The sequence below is a fragment of the Prauserella cavernicola genome, assembly GCF_016595675.1.
Taxonomy (GTDB): domain Bacteria; phylum Actinomycetota; class Actinomycetes; order Mycobacteriales; family Pseudonocardiaceae; genus Prauserella_A; species Prauserella_A cavernicola.
This window is the reverse complement of the sequence record NZ_JAENJH010000002.1, coordinates 1,270,293-1,293,067: the sequence shown is the minus strand read 5'-3', so window position 1 is coordinate 1,293,067 and position 22,775 is coordinate 1,270,293. Positions and strand designations below refer to the sequence as shown.

Genomic DNA, 22,775 nt, shown 5'->3' with positions numbered 1-22,775 from the left:
TCAGGTGGGCGCGTTCGCGAACTTCTCCGCCCCGTGCACGGCCTTGCCCGCGACGAACGTCGCGAGCACACCGATGTCGCCGATGCTCGAACTCGGTGCCGTGGTGGGGTCGTCGTCGAGCAGCACCATGTCCGCGAACGCGCCCGCCGCCAGGTGACCGCGCTCGTGCTCCTGTCCCGCCGCGTAGGCGGAGTGCACGGTGAAGGCACGCAGCGCCTCCTCGCCGTCCACCCGCTCGTCCTCGCTGAGCACCACACCGGCCTTGGTGGTGCGCTCGACCATCGACTGCAGGCCGAGCAGCGGCGCCCCGGCCGAGACGCACGGCCGGTCGGAGCTGCCGGGCACCCGCAGGCCGGCAGCGAGGAAGGACTTGTGCCGGTACAGCCACGGCACCCGGCTCTCGCCGACCGCGCCCACCATCGTGTCGCCGATCTCGTACAGGAACCGCGCCTGCGGAACGGGGACCACGTTGAGCGCGGCCATCCTCGCCAGCTGCTCGGGCCGCACCATCGCGGAGTGCTCGATGCGGTGCCGGACCTCCGGCCTCGGCAGCACGCGCTGCGCCTCCTCGAAGGTGTCGAGCGTGAGGTCGATGGCGCGGTCGCCGATCGCGTGCGCCGCGATCCGCCAGCCGCCCTTGTGCGCGGCGAGCATCCGTTCGCGCAGCACCGCGGGGTCGTCACCGAGCACGCCGACCCCACCGTGGCCGCAGAACGGCTCGGTGACCGCCGCCGTACGGCTGGACAGCGCGCCGTCGGTGAAGATCTTCATCGGGCCGATGCGCAGGAAATCGTCGCCGAAACCGGTGCGCAGCCCCAGATCCAGGCCGAAGGCGTCGCCGTGCAGCGGGTGCAGCACCTCGCTGGCCGGCATCAGTTCGACCCGCAACGGCAGCAACCCGCGCTGCCTCGCGGCCTGGTAGGCGGCGGCCTCGGCGGGGCTGTGGCCGATCCAGCCACCGCCGATCCCGGCCTCGGTCACGTGCGTGAGGCCCTCGGTGACGTAGACGCGCGCGGCCCGGTCGATGGCGGCCACGAGCTCCTCGACGGGATAGGGCTTCACGAGCGCGTCCACGAGCTGCTGCGCCTGCTCCGCGAGCAGACCGGTGGGCACACCGTCGTCGCCGAGCTCGACGACACCGCCCTCTGGCACCTTCGCCGAGCCGTCGAGCACCCCGGCCTGGTCCAGAATCGCGCTGCTCGCCACGCACATGTGCGCCGAACGGTGCTTGAGCCACACGGGCCTGCCGCCGCCAGCGCGGTCGAGCGCGGCGCGATCGGGGTGCCCGCCGAGCACGAAGTCGTCGTAGCCGGAGCCGACAACCCAGGCGTCGGAGGGCAGGCTCGCCGCCTTCGCGGCGACGGCGTCGTAGAGCTCCTGCGGCGTGCGGCACACCGAGAGATCCAGCTCGGCGAGCGACAATCCGTACCACACCATGTGGTTGTGGGCGTCAGCGAAGCCGGGGGTGAGCACGGCGCCGTCGCAGTCGACGACATGCCGCGCCCGCAGCCCCTCGACCTCGTCGTCGACGCCGACTATCCGGCCACCCAGCACGCCGATGGTGTTCGCGCGGGGCCGCTCACCGGTCATCGTCAGTGCCCGCACATCACGCAGCAGCAGATCCAGCATTCGTGTCCTCTCACGCCAAGTCGTCTTGCCTCAACCGGCAGCCTAGGCGCGAGAGGCAAGGCGGTCACTCCTTGCGGTGCCTGCCCTGCGGATCGTCGCCGTCGACCTCGATGCGCTCCTTGCGCACCTGGTCGGTGACGGTCTGCTCCTCGGTCACCTGCTCCGTGCCGAGCCGCACCTTCTCCACGGGCACGGATTCTTTGCGCACCACCGGACGTTCCTCGTGCAGGACGATCTCCTGCTCGTCTTCGCCGATCGGCACCCCGCCCGCACGGTCGGCGTCGGTGATCGGCTCCCGCTCGAGGCGGACCTCCTCGTGGCTCACCGGCACGCTCACCTGCTGCTCCTCGGTGACGACGTACTTGCGCAGGCGCACGCGACCCGTCTCCACCTGTTCGGTACCGACCTTGAGCTGCTCCTCGCTACGCATCATCGTTCCGCCGGAGCCATCGGAACCATCGGAGCCGGAGTGCTCAGACCGCTCGCGGCCGGTGTCGCGGGGCCTGCCACCTCCGAGCCGTCCCGGTGAGGTGCCCGTCGGCCCGTCCATGCTCTGGCGCGGCGCCGGCAGGTCGTAGTAGCGGTAGAGCTCCGCGCTCTCCTTGTGGGAGAGGTGGCCCTCGACGTCCATCCGAGGAGCATCGGACACCTGGTCCTTGGCGACGCTGACGTGCAGCCCCTCGGCGTCCAGGTTGGCGCCGTGCAGCGGGACGAAGCTCTCCCGCTGCCCGAACATGCCGGTGCGCACTGTGACCCATTCGGGTTCGTGCGTGTCGTCGGCGAGGTAAACGGTGCCGACCTTGCCGATCTTGCTGCCGCTGTGGTCGACGACAGTGCTGTCGACGAGCTCGTCTGGCCTCATGGACTGGGTCATGATGACGGTTCCTTCCGATTGCCGCTTTTCGTGACCCGGCGGGGAATTCGGAGCTGACGAGCGAGTGCCCGGCCCACCCGTGCGCCAACCGTCGCGCCCCTCGGTCGAGTGACCCGTCAGCTCAGCCTGCGGTTGACACACCAGAACACCAGTGCCACGCACACCCCCGCCAGCGCGAGGAACAGTCCGGCCTCGATGACCTGAAGCGTCCAGTACCGGTCCGCGGGCTGGACCGGGACTCGTGAGAAGTAACCCGCCCGGGCCATCTCGTCCGCCGTGTCGGAGTTGAGGAATCCAGCCGGATCGGCGACACCGGCCCGCGAAGCGGCCTCGCTGGAGCTGTACACCGCGCCCTGGGCGTCGACGAACACCTGCGTGCCCACCCGGAGCGAGTCCACGGCGGGCGAGGCCGACAGCACCGGGTCGAGGTAGTGCGGCCGCACGAAGTTCTTCACCACCACGAACAGAGGTAGGTACACGGCCAGGGTCGCCGCCATGCCCGCCAGCGTCCGGCGCGTCAGCGCACCCGCCGCCACCCCGAGGAGGAACCCGAACAGGGAGGTCGCGGGGAACGAGACGAGGCCGAAGTCGAACGTGGCGAACCAGCCCTCCGACTCCAGCGCGGGCGAGAACCACCAGGCGTAGGCGACCGAGAACACCACGCCGAACAGCACCGAGCAGGCGCCGAGGAACAAGAGCTTCGAGCTCAGCCACCGGCTCCGCGCGAGGCCCTGAGTCCACGCGAAGCGATGCGTGTGGTGCTCGAGCTCGTTCGCCACGAGCGGCGCCCCGAGGAACATGCCCACCAGTGCGGGCAGCAGCGGGAACAGGATCACCACGTAGTGATGGATCGCGTCGACCAGGTCCGACCACGAACCACAGCGCACGGGTTCGGAGCCGGTGAAGCAGTACGGCAGATCCGCCGGGCTGATCGCACCGCGCATGGCCGCTCCGAGCGCGACGTAACCGCAGGCGAGCAGGAGGAAGACCGCACCGAGTCCGACGAGCTTCGACCGATGCTGCCGCCAGGCCAGCCAGATCATGCGGTCACCTCGGACCGGGCGAGCTCCCCTGCATCCAAAAAGGACAAGATCAGTTCCTCGAGACTCCGTTGTCTTCCGTGTGAGTCCAGCAGCTCGTCGATGTCACCGGCGTAGCGCAGCGTGCCCTCGTCGAGCACCACCAGGTAGTCGCACAGGCGTTCCAGCTCGGACACGACGTGCGACGACAACACGACCGTGCAGTCCCACTCCGACTTGACCTCCATGAGCGTCCCCATGAGGTCGCGGCGAGCCAGCGGATCGAGACTGGCGACGGGCTCGTCGAGCACCAGCAGGTCGGGCCGCTTCGCCAGCGCGAGCGCGAGCGCGACCTGCGCGCGCTGCCCGCCGGAGAGATTGCCGACCTTGTGCTCCAGCGAGATGCCCAGGTCCTGTAGCCGCTCGAACGCGACCTCCGGGAACCACCGCTCGTTCAGCCTCGCCCCTGCCTCGATCATGTCGCGCACGCGGAACGACTCGTACAGCGCGTGCCGCTGGTCGAGGTAGGCGACCGATCCCCAGCCAGCGGGCGCGCCGAGGATCTCGACCGAGCCCTCGGTGGGCCGCAGCAGGCCCACCAGCAGGCTCAGCAACGTCGACTTACCAGCGCCGTTCGGGCCGACGAGGCCGACGACGCGTCCGGCCTCGATGTCGAGCGTGCAGTCGCGCAGCCCCCAGCGACGGCCATACCGTTTGCCTACACCCCTGGTCGAGATGGTGGGTACGGTCACCGGTGTTCCTCCTTGAAGTCGTGCAGTACGGCGGCGACGAGTGCGGCGATGTCCTCGGCGTCCATCCCGGCGTCGCGTGCGGTGGCGAGCCACGTCTCGAGCCCGGCGCGCAACTCGGCCTGCTCGGACTCGGCGAGCCCGTTGGACTCCCGCTCGACGAACGTGCCGCGCCCCGGCCTGCCTTTGGCGAGCCCGCGGTGCTCCAATTCGCGATACGCCTTGAGCACGGTGTTCGGGTTGATCACCAGGGTTCGGGCGAGGTCCTTGACCGTGGGCAGCCGATCACCGACCCGCAGCTCGCCCAGCCGCACGGCTTGCTCGACCTGCTGCACGAGTTGCAGATACGGCGGCACACCCGATCCCGCGTCGAACCTGAACCGGAACACCACATCACCCCGTTCCGCTATTAACCTAGCTAACTAGGATAATAGGACGCTCTGGCAAGCGTGCGGAATCAATGGCTTGCTGAGCTGGTTCGGACTACTGGGAATCCGGCGTCCGAAATGACTCCGGACACACCTCGGCAACGGCTCCGACGGCAGCCGGCGTTGCAGGGATGGCGGCGGCCTCACTCACCGGGCCACAGCAGCCGAGAAGACAACTGAGACAAAGAAGGACCGGGGCGAATCCGATCATCGGACGTGCCCCGGTCCCGAGTGAGCCGGCAACAGGACTCGAACCTGCGACCTGCTGTTTACAAGACAGCTGCTCTACCAACTGAGCTATACCGGCCTGCCTCGCCACAGGCGAGCGCGGGCTCACTATATCCGTCGCGCGCTCGCGTGAGCGCGCGCGGCCGCGCGGTCTCACCCGACTGCCGCGCGACCATCCCAGAGCTATGTTGGTTGCCGGCCACGGTGAACGAAAAACGTGGCGGACGCCACGGCCGTCAGCATGCAACGGCGGGCCCTTGCCGGTCGATGCTACGCGCGGAACCAGTAAGGAGGTCGCTGATGAAACTACGGCCGCGCGCGAAAACGGCGCCGAACCGCCGGCACGCGTGGCAGATCCTGGAAGCTCCGGCCGAGGAGCGGACAGAGAGGCACGTCCCACGGCAGCAGCGTGGCCGCTCGCTGCGGCAGCGTGCGTGGCACATCCTCGAAGCACCGACCGGCGAGCTTCCCGTGGTCGAGCCCCCGGCGACCATGGGCCCACAACTTCCCGACGAACCGACCGTGCACCTCGTGCTCGACCTCGTCGTCCGGATCGGCGAGGTCCAGATGGCCAGCGGTGCCGGCGCATCAGACGTCACGGCGACGATCCTCGCCCTGACTCGCGCGCTCGGTATCCCGACGTGTGAGGTGGACGTGATCTTCACGTCCATCACTGTGAGCTGCCATCGAGGCAGCGACCTCTCGCCGGTCACCGCTGTGCGCGTCGTCCGCGCCCGCAGCCTCGACTACACGCGCCTCTCCGACACGGAGCGGCTCGTGCAGCGGCTCCTGCGCAACAAGCTCAGCGCCGAGGAGGGCTACTCCGAGCTGCACCGCATCACCAACGCCAAACACCCCTACCCGCGCTGGGTCTCCACGCTGGCCTGGGGTGGCATGGCCGGTTGCATCTCGATCCTGCTCGGCGCATCGGGCTGGGCGGCGCTCGTCGCGTTCGCGATCAGCGCCCTCGTCGACCGCGTCGGCAGGATTCTCAACAAGCTGACGTTGCCGTTCTTCTTCCAGCAGGTGTCGGGCGGCTTCGTCGCGACCCTGCTGGCGATCGCGTTCGTCAACCTGGACCTCATTCCCGAGGATCGACCGACCCTGGTCGTCGCCGCGGCGTTGACGGTGTTGCTGTCCGGGCTCTCGACCGTGTCGGCCGTGCAGGACGCCATCACCGGCTACTACGTCACCGCTGCGGGCCGAAGTCTCGAGGTGGCACTGATGAGTGCCGGGCTGATCACCGGCGTCGCCGCGGCGATCGGGCTGGCAGGCAGCCTCGGCGTCGGTCGCACACCGATTCCGGCGATCGACGCGTTCAACCCGGTGAACCTGCCGATCATGGTGGTCGCCGGTTCGGGAGCCGCCGCGTGCTTCGCGCTCGCGTCGTACTCGAGCCTGCGCCCGCTGCTGGTCGCAGCGGTCGCCGGAGCGGTCGGCGTGGGAGCTTACGGCGCGCTGACCGTGCTCAGCCTCAGCCAGATCATCGCGTCGTCGATCGCCGCGACCCTGGTCGGTCTCGGCGGTGGTGTGCTCGCCCGCAGGCTGAAGGTCACCCCGCTCGTCGTCGCTGTGTCCGGTATCACTCCGCTTCTTCCTGGGTTCGCGACGTACCGCGGACTGTCCCAGCTCGCCGACTTCGGTACGGCTACCCAGCTGATGGAGGCGGTCGCGATCGGGCTGGCACTGGCCGCGGGCGTGGTGTTGGGCGAGTTCCTGGCGCAGCCGCTGCGGACCGGCCTCGGCAGGCTGGAACGCAAGCTGGCCGGACCCCGAATGGCAGGTCCACTGGACACTGGCGGCAGTCTGGAATGACCACATCGCGATAGTGTTTTCGTATGCCCGCTCGAGCTACGGAGTCCGAAGCACGCGCCGAGTTCGTGGTCGTCGCCAACCGGTTACCGGTGGACCTCGACCGTGCTGAAGACGGCACCCAGCGCTGGACACAGAGCCCCGGTGGGCTCGTGTCGGCGCTGGAGCCGTTCCTGCGCTCCCGCAAGGGCGCCTGGGTCGGTTGGCCCGGGGTCCCGGATGTCGAGGTGGACGAGTTCACCGACGACGGACTCGTCCTCCACCCGGTGACCCTCACCTCCGCCGACGTCCGGGACTACTACGAGGGCTTCTCCAACGCCACCCTGTGGCCGCTCTACCACGACGTGGTCGCCAGGCCGATCTTCGATCGCGGCTGGTGGGAGGCCTACGTCCGCGTCAACCGCCGCTTCGCCGAGGCCAGCGCGGCGGTGGCGGGCGAGGGCGCCACGGTGTGGGTGCAGGACTACCAGCTGCAGCTCGTGCCGAGCATGCTCCGCGAGCTGCGGCCGGACCTGCGGATCGGCTTCTTCCTGCACATCCCGTTCCCGCCGGTGGAACTGTTCATGCAGATGCCGTGGCGGGCAGAGATCGTGCGCGGTCTCATCGGCGCCGACCTGGTCGGCTTCCACCGGCCGGGCGGCGCCCAGAACTTCCTGTGGCTCGCCAGGCAGCTGATCGGCCTCGAGCCGAGCAGGGGCTCGGTCGGCGTGCGTTCGAGACCGGGCATGGTGCAGGTCGGCGACCGCACCGTCCGCGTCGGCGCGTTCCCCATCTCGATCGACGCCGCGGGCCTCGACACGCTCGCCCGCACCAAGGCCGTCACCGACAGCGCGGCCCAGGTCCGCGCCGACCTCGGCAACCCCGAGACGATCCTGCTCGGCGTCGACCGGCTCGACTACACCAAGGGAATCGACCTGCGCCTGCAGGCCTTCCACGAGTTGCTGCAGGAGGGCAGGGTCAAGCCGGAGAACGTCACGTTCGTCCAGCTCGCCACGCCCAGCCGCGAGCGCGTGGAGCACTACCAGCGCATGCGCGGCGAGATCGAGCAGATGGTGGGTCGCATCAACGGCGAGTTCGCCCGCGTCGGTCACCCGGTCGTGCACTATTTGCACCAGTCGGTCAACCGGACGGAACTCGCCGCGTTCTTCTCCGCAGCCGACGTCATGGTCGTGACGCCACTGCGTGACGGCATGAACCTGGTCTGCAAGGAGTACGTGGCGTGCAGGCACGACCTCGGCGGGTCGCTCGTGCTGTCCGAGTTCGCGGGCGCCGCGGCCGAGCTGAGCAGCGCGTTCCTGGTCAACCCGCATGACCTGGACGGGGTGAAGAACGCGCTGGAACAGGCTATTACGCTCGACCCCGCGGAAGGTCGGCGTAGGATGCGCGCCTTGCGTCGTCAGGTATTGACCCACGACGTCGACAGGTGGGCGCGCTCGTTCCTCGAAGCCCTCGGGTCCGAGACGGCCGCCTGACTCCCCAGACCCCTGCGAGCTCCTTGAGGAGGAGTGTTGACCGCCGAGGCCCTGACCGCTGAGCTGCGGCGCGCGATCATGCAGATCGCCCGGACGCCGCGCCTGCTGGTCGCCTGCGACTACGACGGCACGTTGGCGCCGATCATGGAGAACCCGGACGAGGCGCGACCGCGCCCCGAGTCGGTCGGTGCGTTGCGTTCGCTCGCCGGCCTCCACGAGACCACCACGGCGGTGATCTCCGGCCGCGCCCTGCGTGACCTCGCCACCCTGTCCCGTCTTCCCTCCGAAGTTCATCTCGTCGGAAGCCACGGCTCCGAGTTCGACATCGGCTTCGTCCACGAACTCGACGCGCAGGCACGCCGCCTGCACCGCCAGGTCGAGGACGAGCTGGAACGGCTGATCGAGGGCGTCGAGGGCGCCTCCCTCGAGGTCAAGCCCGCGAGCGTCGCCGTGCACGTCCGCCGTGCTTCGCGCGAGGACGCGCACCGGATCCTCGATGCCGTCCACAAGGGACCGTGCACCTGGGAAGGTGTGTCGACCACGGACGGCAAGGAGGTGGTCGAGCTCGCGGTTGTCCAGACCAACAAGGGCGGCGCGCTCGACACCCTGCGCCATCAGGTCGGCGCGACGGCGGCCGTGTTCATCGGCGACGACGTGACCGACGAGAAGGCGTTCGCGCGCCTCGCCGGGCCCGACCTCGGCGTGAAGGTGGGCGACGGTGAGAGCCTCGCGCAGTACCGGGTCGAGGACCCCGAGCAGGTCGCGACCGTGCTGGCCTTCATGCTCGAGGAGCGCCGGAACTGGCTCTACGGCGAGCAGTCGCCCCCGATCGAGCGGCTGTCGATGCTGTCGTCCGAGCGCTCCGTCGCTCTGCTGACGCCCGACGCCAAGCTCACCTGGCTCTGCCACCCCGGCCCCGACGCGCCCGCCGTGTTCGCCGACCTGCTCGGAGGCGAGAGCGCGGGCCACTTCACGATCAAGCCCCACCGCAACGGTCTGCCGCTGGGCCAGCGGTACCTGCCCAACACGATGACCGTGGAGACGCGCTGGTCGCGGCTGCTGGTCACGGACTACCTCGAGCCGGAGTCGCCCGCACACCGCACCGACATCGTGCGCGTGATCTCGGGTGAGGCGGCGGCGTCGATCGTGTTCGCGCCGAGGCCCGAATTCGGTGGCGTGCCGGTGCGGCTGCTGCAGGAAGAGGACGGCCTTCGCGTGCTGGGCACGTCGGAGCCGTTCGTGCTGCGCGCGCCCGGTGTGCAGTGGGAGATCACCAGCGACGGTCTGCACGACACCGCCACGGCGCTGGTGCAGCCGACGCCGGAGAACGCGGTGGTGCTCGAACTGCGCTGCGGCACGACCGACCTCGGCCCGCACGACCTTCCCGAGCTGGAGCGGCGCGCCAAGGCGGGCGACTACTGGAGCTCGTGGGCGTCGACCCTGAAACTGCCGACGGTGGAGCCCGAGCTCGTGGCCCGCTCGGCACTCACGCTGCGCGGCCTCGCCGATGCCGACAGCGGTGGCGTGATGGCCGCTGCCACGACGTCGCTGCCGGAGGAGATCGGCGGCGTCCGCAACTGGGACTACCGCTACTGCTGGATCCGCGACGGCGCCATGACGGTGCGCGAGCTGGTGACGCTGGGCTCCCTCGACGAGGCCGACGGTTTCCTGCGCTGGCTGCACGGCGTGCTCTCGACACTCGCCGGCCCCGAACGCCTCCACCCGCTCTACACGCTCGCGGGCACTCAGCTCGGCGCCGAGGCCGTGATCGACTCGCTGCCCGGCTACAAGGGCTCGCGCCCGGTGCGCGTCGGCAACCTGGCGAACCACCAGGTGCAGCTCGACGTGTTCGGGCCGGTGGTGGAACTCGTCATGACGCTGGCCGAGGCGCGCGGCGCGCTGCGGGACGAGGACTGGCAGATGGTGCGCGCAATGGCCGAGGCCGTCAAGCGGCGCTGGTCCGAGCCCGACCACGGCATCTGGGAAGAGCGGCACGTGCCGCGCCACCGCGTGTACTCGCGCGTGATGTGCTGGGTGACCCTGGACAGGGCCATCAAGCTCGCCGAGATCTACGACCGCCCGGTGCCCGCGGGCTGGCACGAGCTTCGGGACCAGATCGCATCGGACGTGCTCGAGCACGGCTGGAACGACGAGGTGCAGGCGTACACCACCGCCTACGACGGCACGGACCTCGACGCGGCGTCGCTGTTCGTCGGCCTCTCCGGACTGCTGGACCCGCAGGACCCGCGCTTCCAGTCGACGGTGACGGCCATCGAGGCCGAGCTGCGCAGCGGCTCGACCGTGTACCGCTACCACCGCGACGACGGGCTTCCCGGCGGCGAGGGCGGCTTCCACCTGTGTGCGGCCTGGATGATCGAGGCCTACCTGCTGACCGGCAGGCGCACCCAGGCGCAGGAGCTGTTCGAGCAGATGGTGGACGCCGCGGGCCCGACGGGCCTGCTGCCGGAGCAGTACGACCCGATCGCGGAGCGCTCGCTGGGCAACCACCCGCAGGCGTACTCGCACATCGGACTGATCCGCTGCGCCCGCCTGCTGGCCCAGTGATCGCGCGGCCCTCGTAGCCGCCGTGGAGGCCACCTCGAGTGCGTTGATCGCATTCGAGGTGGCCTTCGCCGTACCGGACGGCAGCACGCAGCGCCTCGGCACCCGGGTCGGTTCAGGCCATCGGGCCCCTCGTCTTCTTCTCACCCCACCAACAATGGCCGAGCGAACCGCACCAGAGAACCGCGATTTCGCCACCCTGTGGATAACCGCCCCGACATGAACAACTCGGTCAGCCGCCCGCCACCGACGGGATGATCACCACTTCGGACTGCGGCCGCAGCGGCGTCTCGGAACCGTCAAGGCGACGGCATTCCTCACCGTCCACATAGAAGTTCACGTACCGCCGCAGGCCGCCCTGCTCGTCGCGCAGCCGACGTTCCAGTGCCGGATACCGCTGCGCGAGCACGTCCAGAGCCGCGCCCAGCGTCCCCGCCGACACGTCCACATGCGACATCCCGCCCGCGAGCCCGCGCAGCATCGAGGGCAATCCCACCGAGGCCACCTAGACCCCCGCCGCACGGACGCAGAACACGTCGGGAAGATGCGCGGCCACGAGCGACCACGTGTCGCCGTCGTCGGCGCTCGCCCACACCTCACCGGAACGCGAGCCGAAGTACACGCCCGCGGGGTCGGAGTCGTCGACGCACATGGCGTCGCGCATCACCGCGGACCAGAAGCCCTCGCCGGGAAGCCCCTTCGCCAGTCCGGTCCACGTCTCGCCCGCGTCGTCACTGCGGTAGACGCGGCACCGGCCCTCCGGCGGGAACCGCATCATCGACGACTCGAGCGGGAACGCGTAGAGCACGTCAGCCCGCGTCGGGTGCGCCACCACGGGAAACCCGAAGTCCGCGGGCAGCCCCTCCGCGATCGACTCCCACGTGCGCCCCGCGTCGCCGCTGCGGTACACGCCGCCGTGGTTCTGCAGGTACTGCCGATCCGGGTTCGTGGCATCGACGGCCACCTTGTGCACGCACTGGCCGAACTCCGGGTACTGCTGGCCCTCCGGCATGAAGTCCGCGAAGATGCCGCTGTTCGACGCCTGCCAGGTCTCACCGGCGTCGTCGGTGCGATAGACGCCGCCGGTCGACATCGCGACGTTCACGCGGCGCGCGTCCCTCGGATCGGGCAGCACCGTGTGCAGCGCCATCCCACCGCCGCCCGGAGTCCACTGCTCCCGGTGCGGGTGGTCCCACAGGCCCCGCACGAGTTCGTACGTGCGCCCGCCGTCCAGTGAGCGGAAGAGGGCCGTCGGCTCCGCACCGAGATAGACGACGTCGGGCTCCGGACCGTACGCGAACTGCCACACCCCCTCCAGCGCGACGCCGGTGTCCTCGGGGAACGACACGGGTGCGTCGTCCGGCTCGCTCCAGGTCTCGCCCAGGTCGTCGCTGGTGACCACCGTGGGGCCGAAGTGACTGTTCAGCACGGCCGCTGACAACCGCGGGGTCGCGCACCTGGTGTCGATCCCGACCGCCTTCACGTCGGCGATCGGGAACCGCGGACCCGAGACGTCCCAGCGGCGCCGGTCCTGGCTACGCGCGAGCCAGAGGCCTTTGCGCGTGCCGATCGCGAGCAGGGTGTCCATGACTACCTCCGATGTGAATCAAGTCACAATCGAGGCTACGCCGCACCACCGACAGAACTCCGATCCGTCTCACGGACGACGGAGCGGTCGGGAGGTCGTCGGGGGACGGCCCGGCCGCTTCGCCAAAAACTCAGGAAGGCACGTACTTGACCGCGTGCACCGCGCTCGCGAGATCTCCGACCTCCAGCGCCTTGATGCCGTCGGGCAGCGGGCCGGGATCCGTGGGAACGAGCGCGTGGGTGAAGCCCAGCCGCACCGCCTCCGCGAGCCGCCTGCCGACACCGGTCACCCTCCGCACCTCACCGGCCAGCCCCACCTCACCGATCGCGACCAGCCGCGGGGACAGCGCTTCGTCACTGAACGCCGACGCCACCGCGAGCGCCGCGGCCAGATCGACGGCGGGTTCGGTGACCTTCATCCCGCCGACGGTCGCCGTGTAGACGTCCTTGTCGCCGAGCAGCACGCCGCCCCGCTTCTCCAGCACGGCGAGCACCATGCTCACGCGGGCGGAGTCGAGACCGCTCACCGCACGCCTCGGCTGGTTGAGGTGTGAGCGCCCGACGAGCGCCTGCACCTCGCACAACAACGGGCGCTTGCCCTCGACCGTCACGGTGACCGCGGTGCCTGGCACGGCCTCGGTGTGCCGGTTCAGGAACAGCCCCGACGGGTCGGGAACGCCGATGATGCCGTCGTCGCGCAGTTCGAAGCAGCCGATCTCGTCCGCGGCGCCGAAGCGGTTCTTCACCCCTCGCACCAAGCGCAACGTCGAGTGCCGGTCGCCCTCGAACTGCAGCACCACGTCGACCAGGTGCTCGAGCACGCGCGGACCGGCGACCGAACCGTCCTTGGTGACGTGTCCCACGAGCACGACAGGCAGTCCGCGCTCCTTGGCCAGCGCCACGAGCCCCGCCGCGACCGCACGCACCTGCGTGACGCCACCCGGCGCGCCCTCGACCTGGGGCGACGACATGGTCTGCACGGAGTCCACGATCAGCAGGCCTGGCTTGACGTCGTCGACGTGGCCGAGGATCGACGAGAGATCGCTTTCCGCCGCGAGGTACATGTCGCCGTGGACGTTGCCGGTGCGCTCGGCGCGCAACCTCACCTGTCCCGCGGACTCCTCGCCGGTGACGTACAGCGCGGCCCCTGTGCCCATGGCGGCCCACTGGTAGGCGACCTCGAGCAGAAGTGTCGACTTGCCGACCCCCGGCTCGCCCGCGAGCAGAACGACAACACCGGGCACGAGCCCGCCGCCGAGTACTCGGTCGAGTTCGGAGACGCCCGTCTGGCGCGCACGGGAGGTCTCGATGTCGACGTCGGAGATGGGCCGCGCCGGAGCACTGGGCGCTCCGGCCGCCACGCGGGCAATGGGAGGGCGCGTGTCACCACGCTGCTCGATCGTCCCCCACGCCTGGCATTCCGGGCACCGGCCGACCCACTTCGCGACCTCGAAACCGCATTCGGCGCAACGGTAGGTACTGGCTGCTTTCTTGACCACGAGCAGACGGTATCCGCCGGTACCGACAACGCGGCGTCAGTGACCGCCCTCTTCGTCGTGCTCGGACACCCTCGGCTCCGCCGGAGCCTTGATGGGGAGCTCGACCGAGGCATCACCGGCGTCACGGAAGGTCAGCGTCACCTTGACGGTCTGGCCGGGGCGCACCTCACGCGTGAGGCCCTCGAGCGTGACCTGGGCGTGGAGCTGGCGGCCGGCGCCGGGCTCGGTGGGTCCAACGTTGAGCGCGGTGCCCGCGGGAACCTCGCGGTCGCCCTGCACCGAGACGTTGGCCGCCTCGTCGGACTCGATCGAGACCAGCTCGTCGTTGGTGCCGCTGCGGTTGACGATGCTCATGAGCACCTCGGCGTCCGAGCCCTGGAGGTAGGCCGGGGGCTGCACGTCCCCGGGGAAGGCGAGCTCGGCGTTGCGGATCGCGATGTCCCGCACGTCCACCGACGCCCCGTCGATCGCCGCCACCTGGCGGTCGGTCTGGGTGATCTGACCGGCTCCGCAGCCCGCGATGAGCAACGCGGCACCGAGACCGATGACCGAGCCCAGCATGCGACGTTTCACTTCCGAGTCCCTCCTAGCTAAGGACTTGCCCTGCCGCGCACACTATCCCGGAGCGATATGCGAGGCGCGACGTGGTGGTCACTCGCGTGGTGTGACACACCTCGCGCACCGAGATCAAACGTCCACAGTGGATTTCGCAGCCGACGGGAAACGCATCCGTGCCCACCTGCGTGAGTACGCGAATTGCGCGTTTGTCAACCCCTGAGGGACCCTTGATCAGGCCACTGACCTGCGAGGACGACTCCGGGTGGCTGGTTAGCCCCCGATGCTCCGTGCTAAGCTGTATTCAGCGAAAGGGGCAGAGGACACATGGTTTTCAAGGTCGGAGAGACCGTCGTCTACCCGCACCACGGTGCCGCACTCATCGAAGCGATCGAGACACGCGTGATCAAGGGCGAGGAAAAGCAATACCTCGTCCTCAAGGTCGCGCAGGGAGATCTCACCGTTCGCGTTCCCGCTGACAACGCCGAGATCGTCGGCGTGCGTGATGTCGTGGGTCAGGACGGGCTCAACCGCGTTTTCGACGTGCTGCGTGCGCCTCACACCGATGAGCCCACGAACTGGTCCCGTCGGTACAAGGCCAACCTCGAGAAGCTCGCCTCCGGCGATGTGAACAAGGTGGCCGAAGTGGTGCGCGACCTCTGGCGGCGTGAGAAGGACCGTGGCCTTTCCGCTGGTGAGAAGCGGATGCTGGCCAAGGCGCGACAGATCCTGGTGAGTGAGCTAGCACTCGCCGAGGGCACCGATGAGGGGAAGGCCGAGGTGCTGCTCGACGAGGTTCTGGAAACCGCGGCGGTCTAGCAACCCTGAACGTCATCGCGCTGGTTCCCCTGACGGAGAACGACCATCGCCTTTCCGGGGCGCTGATCAATTTCCAAGGCGAATCCCTGTTGTCGCATGCCGTTCGTGGCCTGTTGCACTCGGAATGTGTGGACCGGGTGATTGTGGCAGGCCCGCCGCAGAATACGACCGTGTACTCGGCTGCGCTCGAATCAGTCGCTGATACACGTGTGCGAGTTGTTGCCGGGGGTGCCGGCCGTTCCGAATCGGTGCGGTCGGCGCTCGCGGCCCACTCGGTAAGACCGTCGGACATCGTGCTGGTCCACGACCCGGCGAGACCCTTCACACCGGCCGCCACCATTCGCGCGGTCATCGAGTCAGTGCGCTCCGGGGCCCCCTCCGCGGTCCCCGTCGAGCTGGTCACCGACACCATCAAGCTCGTGGACTCCGACGACGTCATCCGCGGTACCCGCGACCGCTCGACGCTGCGTTCCACCCAGTCTCCCCAGGCGTTTCGCGCCGAGGTCCTGCGCGACACGGGCCTCGACCCACTCGGCGAGCAGGTGCACACCGTCGCGGGCCACCCCCATGCCATGCGCATCGCCACGTCGTTCGATCTCGCCGTGGCCGAGGCGCTGCTGAACTCGGAGAAATGACAGTGAGAATCGGCCAGGGCACCGACGTCCACCCCATCGAGGCCGGCCGCGAGTGCTGGATCGCCGGACTGCGGTGGGACGGTGTCGACGGCTGTGCGGGCCACTCCGACGGCGATGTCGCAGCGCACGCACTCTGTGACGCTCTGCTGTCGGCGGCAGGGCTCGGCGACCTCGGCGCCGTGTTCGGCACCGGTGATCCGCGCTGGGAGGGCGCCCACGGCGTCGAGTTCCTGGCCGAAACCCGCAGGCTCGTCGAGCAGGCCGGCTACCGCCTCGGCAACGCGGTGGTGCAGGTCATCGGCAACCGCCCGCGCATCGGCCCCCGTCGGGCCGAGGCCCAGCGCGTGCTCGGGGAGGCCGTCGGCGGCGACGTCAGCGTCGCGGGCACGACCACCGACGGACTGGGCCTCACCGGCCGGGGCGAGGGCGTCGCGGCGATCGCGACCGCTCTGCTCGTGCCCGTCGACCGGTAGTCTGGCGCGGTGACGATTCAGGCGGTGATGTTCGATTTCTCCGGCACACTCTTTCGACTCGAGCACAAGGACACCTGGCTCAGCGACCTGACCGACTCCGCGGGTGAGCCCCTCGATCTGGAGGCGCAGGCGGAGCTCATGCGGCGGATGACCGCTCCGGTGACCCTGAACGTCGACTTCGACGAGGAGCACCTGCACGCGTGGGAGCACCGGGACCTCGACCCGGAGCTGCACCACAAGGTGTATCTCGAAGTGCTGCGGCAGTCCGGTGTCGCGCGCGTCGAGCAGGCCAGAGCTCTGTACGACCGGCTCGTCGACCCATCGGAGTGGACCCCGTACCCCGACACCGAGCGGGTGCTGAAGTCGCTCGCCGACAAGGGCGTGCGCGTGGGTGTGCTCAGCAACATCGCCTTCGACATCCGGCCCGCGTTCACCGCACGGGGCCTCGACGCCTACATCGACGAGTTCGTGCTGTCGTTCGAGGTGGGCGCCATCAAGCCGGACGCCGCGATCTTCCGGCTGCTGCTCGATCGGCTGGGCACGGCACCGGAGAACACCCTGATGGTGGGCGACCACGAGGGGGCCGACGGCGGAGCCAAGGCACTCGGCTGCCCGTTCGCGCTGGTGGAGCCCCTGCCGACCGTCCGGCGCTCCGACGGACTGCTGACCGCCCTGCGCGAGCACGCCGCGCTCTGACACGTACCATTTCTCCGTGGTCCTACATCTATACGACACCGCGACCAGGGACGTACGGGAGTTCCATCCCGCGCGCAGTGGAACGGCGTCCATGTATGTCTGTGGGGCCACCGTCCAGGGCATTCCGCACATCGGGCACGTCCGGGGCGCACTGAACTACGACGTGCTCAGGCGCTGGCTGGTCCACAATGGACTGGACGTGCTCATGGTGCGCAACGTCACCGACATCGACGACAAGATCCTCACCAAGGCCGCCGACGCCGACCGGCCGTGGTGGGAGTGGGCGGCGACCCACGAGCGCGCGTTCGAGGACGCCTACACCGCGCTGGGCTGCCTGCCGCCGTCGATCGCGCCGCGCGCGACCGGGCACGTCACGCAGATGATCGAGCTGATGCAGCGGCTGATCGACCAGGGGCACGCTTACGCGCAGGGCGGGGACGTGTACTTCTCCGTCGCGTCCTTCCCCGACTACGGCTCCCTGTCGGGGCAGCGGGTCGACGAGGTCCAGCAGGGCGAGACCCTGGCCGAGGGCAAGCGCGACCCCAGGGACTTCACCCTGTGGAAGGGCAGCAAGCCGGGCGAGCCGTCGTGGCCGACCCCGTGGGGGCCGGGCAGGCCCGGCTGGCACCTGGAGTGCTCGGCGATGGCCACGACCTACCTCGGCGCGGAGTTCGACATCCACGGCGGCGGCGTCGACCTGGTGTTCCCGCACCACGAGAACGAGCGGGCGCAGTCCAACGCGGCGGGCGACGGGTTCGCCCGGTTCTGGCTGCACAACGCGTGGGTGACGCTCTCGGGCGAGAAGATGTCGAAGTCGCTGGGCAACGTCGTCGCCATTCCGGAGATGCTGCGCCGCTACCGGGCAGTCGAGCTCCGCTACTACCTGATCCAGCCGCACTACCGGTCCACCATCGAGTACTCCGACGCCGCACTGTCGGAGTCGGCGCAGGGCTACCGCCGGGTGGAGCAGTTCCTGCGGCGCGTCGCGGGCAGCGCGGGCGAGGTCCACATCGGACGGGTTCCCGGCGAGTTCGCCGCGGCGCTCGACGACGACCTCGGTACACCCCAGGCATTCGCGGTGCTGCACAACACCGTGCGCGACGGCAACGCGGCACTGGACGCCGCCGACTCGGCCAAGGCTCTGGAGCTGGCCGAAACGGTGCGGGCGATGACCGACGTGCTCGGCATCGACCCGCTCTCGGAGCGGTGGACGGAGACGGGCGGGTCCGAGGACGAGGCACTTGCGGCACTGGTCGCCGACCTGCTGGCCCAGCGCAAGCAGGCGCGCGCCGACAAGGACTTCGCGAGGGCCGACGCCATCCGCGACCAACTGACCGCTGCGGGCATCGCGGTGGAAGACACCCCCAATGGTCCCTTGTGGACAGTGAGAGACTGAGAGATGGCAGGCAACTCCCACCGCCGTGGCGCGATTCGCAAGGACGGCACCAAGAAGGGCCAGGTCGTCGGCTCGGGTGGCCAGCGCCGTAAGGGGCTCGAGGGCAAGGGCCCGACCCCGAGGGCGGAGGACCGCTACGGCCACCCCGCTCAGCGCAAGGCCGCCGCGGCGGCGCGGACGGACAAGAAGCGCGCGAACTCCAAGAACAAGTCCGAGGGCCCGGAGATCATCGCGGGCCGCAACCCGGTGGTGGAGGCGCTGCGGGCCAACGTGCCCGCCACCGCGCTGTACGTCGCGCTCAACATCGACGCCGACGACCGCGTCAAGGACGCCGTCCACCGGGCGGCCGACAAGGGCATCTCGATCCTCGAGGTACCGCGCGACGAGCTCGACCGCAAGACCGGCGGAGCCATGCACCAGGGTCTCGGCCTGCAGGTGCCGCCGTTCGAGTACACCCACCCTGACGACCTGCTGGCGATGGCCCGCGACTCCGGCGAGGCTCCGCTGATCGTCGCGCTCGACGGTGTCACCGACCCGCGCAACCTCGGAGCGGTGATCCGCTCGGCCGCCGCGTTCGGCGCGCACGGCGTCCTGCTGCCCGCGCGGCGCAGCGCCGGCATGACGGCCGTCGCGTGGCGCACCAGCGCGGGCACGGCCGCCAGGCTGCCCGTCGCGATGGCCACCAACCTCACCCGCCAGCTGCAGTCGTGGGCCTCCGCGGGGCTGATGATCGCCGGACTGGACGCCGACGCGTCGCTCGAAATCGACAACCTCGATCTGGCCACCGACCCGCTGGTGATCGTGCTGGGCTCCGAGGGCAAGGGCCTCTCCCGCCTGGTGCGCGAGAACTGCGACTACACGGTGTCGATCCCGATGGCTCCCGGCGTCGAGTCGCTGAACGCGTCCGTGGCCGCGAGTGTGCTGCTCGCGGAGGTAGCGAGGCGGCGGAGGATCACCGGCCGGGTGTAGCCGGGCGCATGGCGCCCGCCACTTGACGCCGGTCTTGCCAACCCGGGGGCCCTTGCTCCGTTAGGGTCACGTTGCTGCACCGTGACCAGGGGGCCCACCGGATGTCGTTCGTCTCGCCACTCTTCCTGTGGTACTTCATGCCCGCGGTGCTCATCGCACTGCTGGCGTGCCCCAGGAGCTGGCGCAACGGCATCGTCGCGGTCGCGAGCCTGTTGTTCTACGCGACGGGTGCGGGGGCGTTCACGCTCCTGCTGCTCGCCTGCATGGCCGTCAATTTCGCGGCGGGGCCCGCGCTCGAGCCCGACGAATGGGGCCTGCGCTCCAACAACAGGCGCCGGTGGCTGCTGATCGGCGTCGTCGCGTTCGACCTGTCGATCCTGCTCGTGTGGAAGTACGCCGGCTTCGCCACCGAACAGATCGCCTGGTTCGCCGAGCTCTTCGGCGGTGATTTCCCCATCGTCTCGCTGGCACTGCCGATCGGGATCTCGTTCTTCACGTTCCACCACATCTCCTACGTCGTCGACATCTACCGGGGCGAGCGGCACGCGCTGCGCAACCCGGTGGCGTTCGCGACGTACATCTCGATGTTCCCGCAGCTCGCAGCTGGCCCGATCGTGCGGTACCGGGAGATCGCCGACCAGCTGCCGCAGCACCGTTCGCACCGCTTCGACGACATCGCGGCCGGGTTCCCGCGGTTCGCGCTCGGTCTGGTCAAGAAAGCCGTGATCGCCGACTCGCTGGCCCCGATGGTCGACGCGTGCTTCGCGACCCCCGCCGACGAGATGACCTTCGCGATCGCGTGGCTCGGGGCGATCGGGTACACGCTGCAGCTGTACTTCGACTTCTCCGGCTACTCCGACATGGCGATCGGCCTTGGCCGGATGCTGGGCTTCCGGCTCCCGGAGAACTTCGCCAGGCCCTACTCGTCGGTGACGATCACGGAGTTCTGGCGGCGCTGGCACATGTCGCTGTCGCGCTGGTTCCGCGACTACGTCTACATCCCGCTCGGCGGCAACCGCGGCGGCAAACGCAAGACGTACCGGAACCTGAGCATCGTGTTCGTGCTGACGGGGTTCTGGCACGGCGCGGCGTGGACGTACGTCGTGTGGGGCATCTACCACGGCGCGCTGCTGATCATCGAGCGCGCGTTCGGCTGGGACAAGGCACCGAAGGACTCGAGGGCGCGGATCGCGAGGCGGGCGCTGACGCTCGTGCTGGCGGTCTTCGGCTGGGTGCTGTTCCGCTCGCCCGACATGGCGCACGCGCTGACGATGCTGGGCCACATGCTGGTGCCGGACTTCGAGGGCATCACCGACCTCGTCGGGGCGTCGCTGACGAATCAGCGACTCGTGCTCCTGCTCGCCGCGGCGGCCATCTTCTTCCTCCCCGCCAGCCCCGTGACGGGGCCGATGCTGGAGTCGGCGCGCGGCAAGCCGGCGACCGCCCTGCGGATCGGCATCATGACCGTCGGCCTCGCCTACGCGGCGATCCTGGTGGCGACGGGCACGTTCAGCCCGTTCCTCTACTACCAGTTCTGACGCTCAGGTGGCCCGGTCCTCGGGTCGCCTCGTTCGCATACCTTCTGACCTGCGCGTTGCTTGTTGATCTTTCTCGCGAGTTCTCACGCCTGCCCGCCACCTGACGGCCTGTAGACGGCCTGGCAGCTCTCCGGCCACGCCTCCCCCATCGATCCGATACGCAGCCTGCTCAGCGGCCGCTGCGCCGGGTCAAGGCACGCTCTCCCGCCTTGACGCGGTGTGGCGGCCGTTGGACGATCCGGCGTTCGGGTCGCTGGGGGTCTGTCTCGTCGCCTGCGGTGGCGCGCAGGCACCCACCTGGGCGCGGCCGTGCCGCGCGGCCCGCCGGGCGTAGCGGAGCGGGAGCCCGGCGTGTGCCGCGATGGATCCGGCCCCGCCGCCAAGGTGAGGGGCAGGGAGCGCGCCGCCGCAGGCGGCGCGCCTTGATCCCATAGAGCCAAGTTCGGCAGTGGGCAGTCGTTTCGCCGGGCGCTCTGTTGCACGTCGCGCTGTATGCTGTCCGTGTTGCGGCTAGCGCTGGGAAGAACTCACGAAAGGTATATGACTCCGGCATGTACATCAGGCGTGTTGTTCTTTCAGGAATCAAAGGTTTTGATAACGCTGATTTGAGCCTCGTCGGCGATGACGATTCATTCGATGGCTGGTCTGTCATCACAGGTGAAAACGGTGCAGGAAAGACAGCCTTCCTGAAGGCGATCGCACTAGCCCTGCTCGGCCCAGACCAAGCCGCGTCCCTCGTTCCCGATTTTTCGGGCTGGATCACGGACGGGCTCGATAGCGGGACGATTTCAGTTGAAGTTCTGCCCGACCACGACCACGACAAAACTCGCAAAGGCGGATTTCCGGTCGCGGGCACCTTCTGGGCTGAGATAGAGATTCGGCGAAGTGACCGGATGTTCGATGTGTCGTCGGCAGATATTTTCAGAAATAAAAAGAAAGGCGCCCTCAACGGGCCCTGGCAGTCTCTGACACCCGGTTGGTTTTCGGTCGGATATGGCCCTTTTAGAAGGCTGTACGGAAGTTCGCCGGATGCTCAACGTTTGATGATGCTTCCGGGAAGAGTTCCGCGTTACGCTACCCTCTTCAAAGAAGACGCAACTCTCGCCGAGGGTGAAGAATGGGTCAAGACACTCAACTATCGTCGACTGGAACAGAACAAAGAAGACGCAACTATTCTCGACGCTTTATTAAACTTAGTCGGAGACAATTTTCTTCGACAGGGTGTGGCGATCGACGCAGTGAATTCTGACGGTATCTGGATGCGCGACTCTGCGGGGCGCAAGATGCCGCTGTCCGACATGAGCGAGGGATATAGATCTGCCCTCGCAATGCTTATCGACATATTTCGCCACATGGTGAGCGTTTTTGGTTCCGAGAATCTTCTTAGTCGAGACGAGGATGGGCGCACTTTCATAGACCGGCCCGGCGTGGTCATGATCGATGAAATTGACGCGCATCTCCATCCAGCTTGGCAGCGTGAAATAGGATTCTGGCTCAAGAATCACTTGCCGCGAATACAATTTATTGTTACCACGCATAGCCCTCTGGTTTGCCAGGCCGCAGACGCTGGTCGGATATACCACATGCCGACAGCAGGAAGCGGTGAACCTTTCAAGGTGTCGCACGACGAATATCGACGCATAATTACAGGTAAGCCTGACGAGATCCTACTCACTCCTGCGTTTAACCTGCCGCATACACGTTCGCCTCGAACTGTAAGGGCCCGCGAACGCCGCGCGCGTCTTGTCGCAAAAGAACGCAAGGTTGGCCTAAGTCCCGAAGAAAAACGAGAGTTTGAGCAGCTCGATCTCTTTGCCGGGGTCTTGGGCGAGTAG

20 protein-coding genes and 1 tRNA gene are annotated in these 22,775 nt (G+C 68.7%); 11 read left to right on the top strand and 10 right to left on the bottom strand.

All coding sequences use genetic code 11. The features are described 5' to 3' along the window. The 6 genes from JHE00_RS13060 to JHE00_RS13035 form a co-directional block, all read right to left on the bottom strand. Positions 1–1,629: an amidohydrolase gene (locus JHE00_RS13060; RefSeq protein WP_200318193.1), complete on the bottom strand. Its 1,629-nt coding sequence runs from the start codon at positions 1,627–1,629 to the stop codon at positions 1–3. 64 nt (positions 1,630–1,693) lie between these two features. Then, positions 1,694–2,503 (bottom strand): DUF2382 domain-containing protein, encoded by an 810-nt coding sequence (locus tag JHE00_RS13055; RefSeq protein ID WP_200318192.1) that lies wholly within the window; start codon positions 2,501–2,503, stop codon positions 1,694–1,696. A 116-nt stretch (positions 2,504–2,619) separates the two neighbouring features. After that, positions 2,620–3,546 (bottom strand): ABC-2 membrane transporter-related protein, encoded by a 927-nt coding sequence (locus JHE00_RS13050; protein ID WP_200318191.1) that lies wholly within the window; start codon positions 3,544–3,546, stop codon positions 2,620–2,622. Then, entirely contained in the window at positions 3,543–4,274 is a 732-nt protein-coding gene (locus JHE00_RS13045) for an ABC transporter ATP-binding protein (RefSeq protein ID WP_200318190.1), read from the bottom strand. Before JHE00_RS13045 ends, JHE00_RS13050 begins: the two co-directional genes overlap by 4 nt. Further along, positions 4,271–4,660: a GntR family transcriptional regulator gene (locus JHE00_RS13040; protein ID WP_200318189.1), complete on the bottom strand. Its 390-nt coding sequence runs from the start codon at positions 4,658–4,660 to the stop codon at positions 4,271–4,273. Before JHE00_RS13040 ends, JHE00_RS13045 begins: the two co-directional genes overlap by 4 nt. Positions 4,661–4,933: 273 nt before the next feature. After that, positions 4,934–5,006: transfer RNA gene (locus tag JHE00_RS13035), tRNA-Thr, on the bottom strand. Between the two features lie 221 nt (positions 5,007–5,227). On the opposite strand from JHE00_RS13035, the gene JHE00_RS13030 reads away from it, so the two are divergent. From JHE00_RS13030 to otsB, 3 genes are read left to right on the top strand one after another with little or no spacing between them, the layout of a single operon-like run. After that, positions 5,228–6,742 carry a threonine/serine exporter family protein gene (locus JHE00_RS13030; protein ID WP_200318188.1) on the top strand — a complete coding sequence of 505 codons (1,515 nt, stop codon included), beginning with the start codon at positions 5,228–5,230 and terminating at the stop codon, positions 6,740–6,742. 23 nt (positions 6,743–6,765) lie between these two features. Beyond that, positions 6,766–8,211, top strand: coding sequence for an alpha,alpha-trehalose-phosphate synthase (UDP-forming) (locus JHE00_RS13025; RefSeq protein WP_200318187.1), 1,446 nt, complete (start codon positions 6,766–6,768; stop codon positions 8,209–8,211). 36 nt (positions 8,212–8,247) lie between these two features. After that, positions 8,248–10,776 carry a trehalose-phosphatase gene (otsB, locus tag JHE00_RS13020; protein WP_230423239.1) on the top strand — a complete coding sequence of 843 codons (2,529 nt, stop codon included), beginning with the start codon at positions 8,248–8,250 and terminating at the stop codon, positions 10,774–10,776. A gap of 229 nt (positions 10,777–11,005) precedes the next feature. Here the strand turns inward: otsB and JHE00_RS13015 are convergent, their stop codons facing one another. From JHE00_RS13015 to JHE00_RS13000, 4 genes are all read right to left on the bottom strand, one after another. Further along, a complete protein-coding gene (locus tag JHE00_RS13015; RefSeq protein ID WP_307831916.1) occupies positions 11,006–11,269 on the bottom strand; it encodes a MoaD/ThiS family protein in 264 nt (87 codons plus the stop codon). 9 nt (positions 11,270–11,278) lie between these two features. Continuing rightward, positions 11,279–12,361 (bottom strand): WD40/YVTN/BNR-like repeat-containing protein, encoded by a 1,083-nt coding sequence (locus JHE00_RS13010; protein WP_200318186.1) that lies wholly within the window; start codon positions 12,359–12,361, stop codon positions 11,279–11,281. A gap of 130 nt (positions 12,362–12,491) precedes the next feature. Beyond that, entirely contained in the window at positions 12,492–13,859 is a 1,368-nt protein-coding gene (gene radA, locus JHE00_RS13005) for a DNA repair protein RadA (protein ID WP_200318185.1), read from the bottom strand. A 36-nt stretch (positions 13,860–13,895) separates the two neighbouring features. Further along, positions 13,896–14,432, bottom strand: a complete 537-nt coding sequence (locus JHE00_RS13000) for a copper chaperone PCu(A)C (protein ID WP_307831915.1) — start codon at positions 14,430–14,432, stop codon at positions 13,896–13,898. Between the two features lie 309 nt (positions 14,433–14,741). On the opposite strand from JHE00_RS13000, the gene JHE00_RS12995 reads away from it, so the two are divergent. From JHE00_RS12995 to JHE00_RS12960, 8 genes are all read left to right on the top strand, one after another. After that, complete coding sequence (locus tag JHE00_RS12995) at positions 14,742–15,233, top strand: CarD family transcriptional regulator (RefSeq protein ID WP_009156479.1); 492 nt, start codon at positions 14,742–14,744, stop codon at positions 15,231–15,233. A gap of 5 nt (positions 15,234–15,238) precedes the next feature. Next, complete coding sequence (locus JHE00_RS12990; RefSeq protein ID WP_200318358.1) at positions 15,239–15,868, top strand: IspD/TarI family cytidylyltransferase; 630 nt, start codon at positions 15,239–15,241, stop codon at positions 15,866–15,868. A gap of 2 nt (positions 15,869–15,870) precedes the next feature. Further along, positions 15,871–16,341 (top strand): 2-C-methyl-D-erythritol 2,4-cyclodiphosphate synthase, encoded by a 471-nt coding sequence (ispF, locus tag JHE00_RS12985; protein WP_200318357.1) that lies wholly within the window; start codon positions 15,871–15,873, stop codon positions 16,339–16,341. A 9-nt stretch (positions 16,342–16,350) separates the two neighbouring features. Continuing rightward, entirely contained in the window at positions 16,351–17,037 is a 687-nt protein-coding gene (locus JHE00_RS12980) for an HAD family hydrolase (RefSeq protein ID WP_200318184.1), read from the top strand. Between the two features lie 16 nt (positions 17,038–17,053). Then, positions 17,054–18,433 (top strand): cysteine--tRNA ligase, encoded by a 1,380-nt coding sequence (cysS, locus tag JHE00_RS12975; protein ID WP_200318183.1) that lies wholly within the window; start codon positions 17,054–17,056, stop codon positions 18,431–18,433. Positions 18,434–18,436: 3 nt separating this feature from the next. Continuing rightward, positions 18,437–19,402: a 23S rRNA (guanosine(2251)-2'-O)-methyltransferase RlmB gene (gene rlmB, locus JHE00_RS12970; protein WP_200318182.1), complete on the top strand. Its 966-nt coding sequence runs from the start codon at positions 18,437–18,439 to the stop codon at positions 19,400–19,402. A gap of 101 nt (positions 19,403–19,503) precedes the next feature. Continuing rightward, on the top strand, positions 19,504–20,940 hold the full coding sequence (locus tag JHE00_RS12965) for an MBOAT family O-acyltransferase (RefSeq protein ID WP_200318181.1): 1,437 nt from the start codon (positions 19,504–19,506) through the stop codon (positions 20,938–20,940). A 551-nt stretch (positions 20,941–21,491) separates the two neighbouring features. Beyond that, positions 21,492–22,775, top strand: a complete 1,284-nt coding sequence (locus JHE00_RS12960; RefSeq protein WP_200318180.1) for an AAA family ATPase — start codon at positions 21,492–21,494, stop codon at positions 22,773–22,775.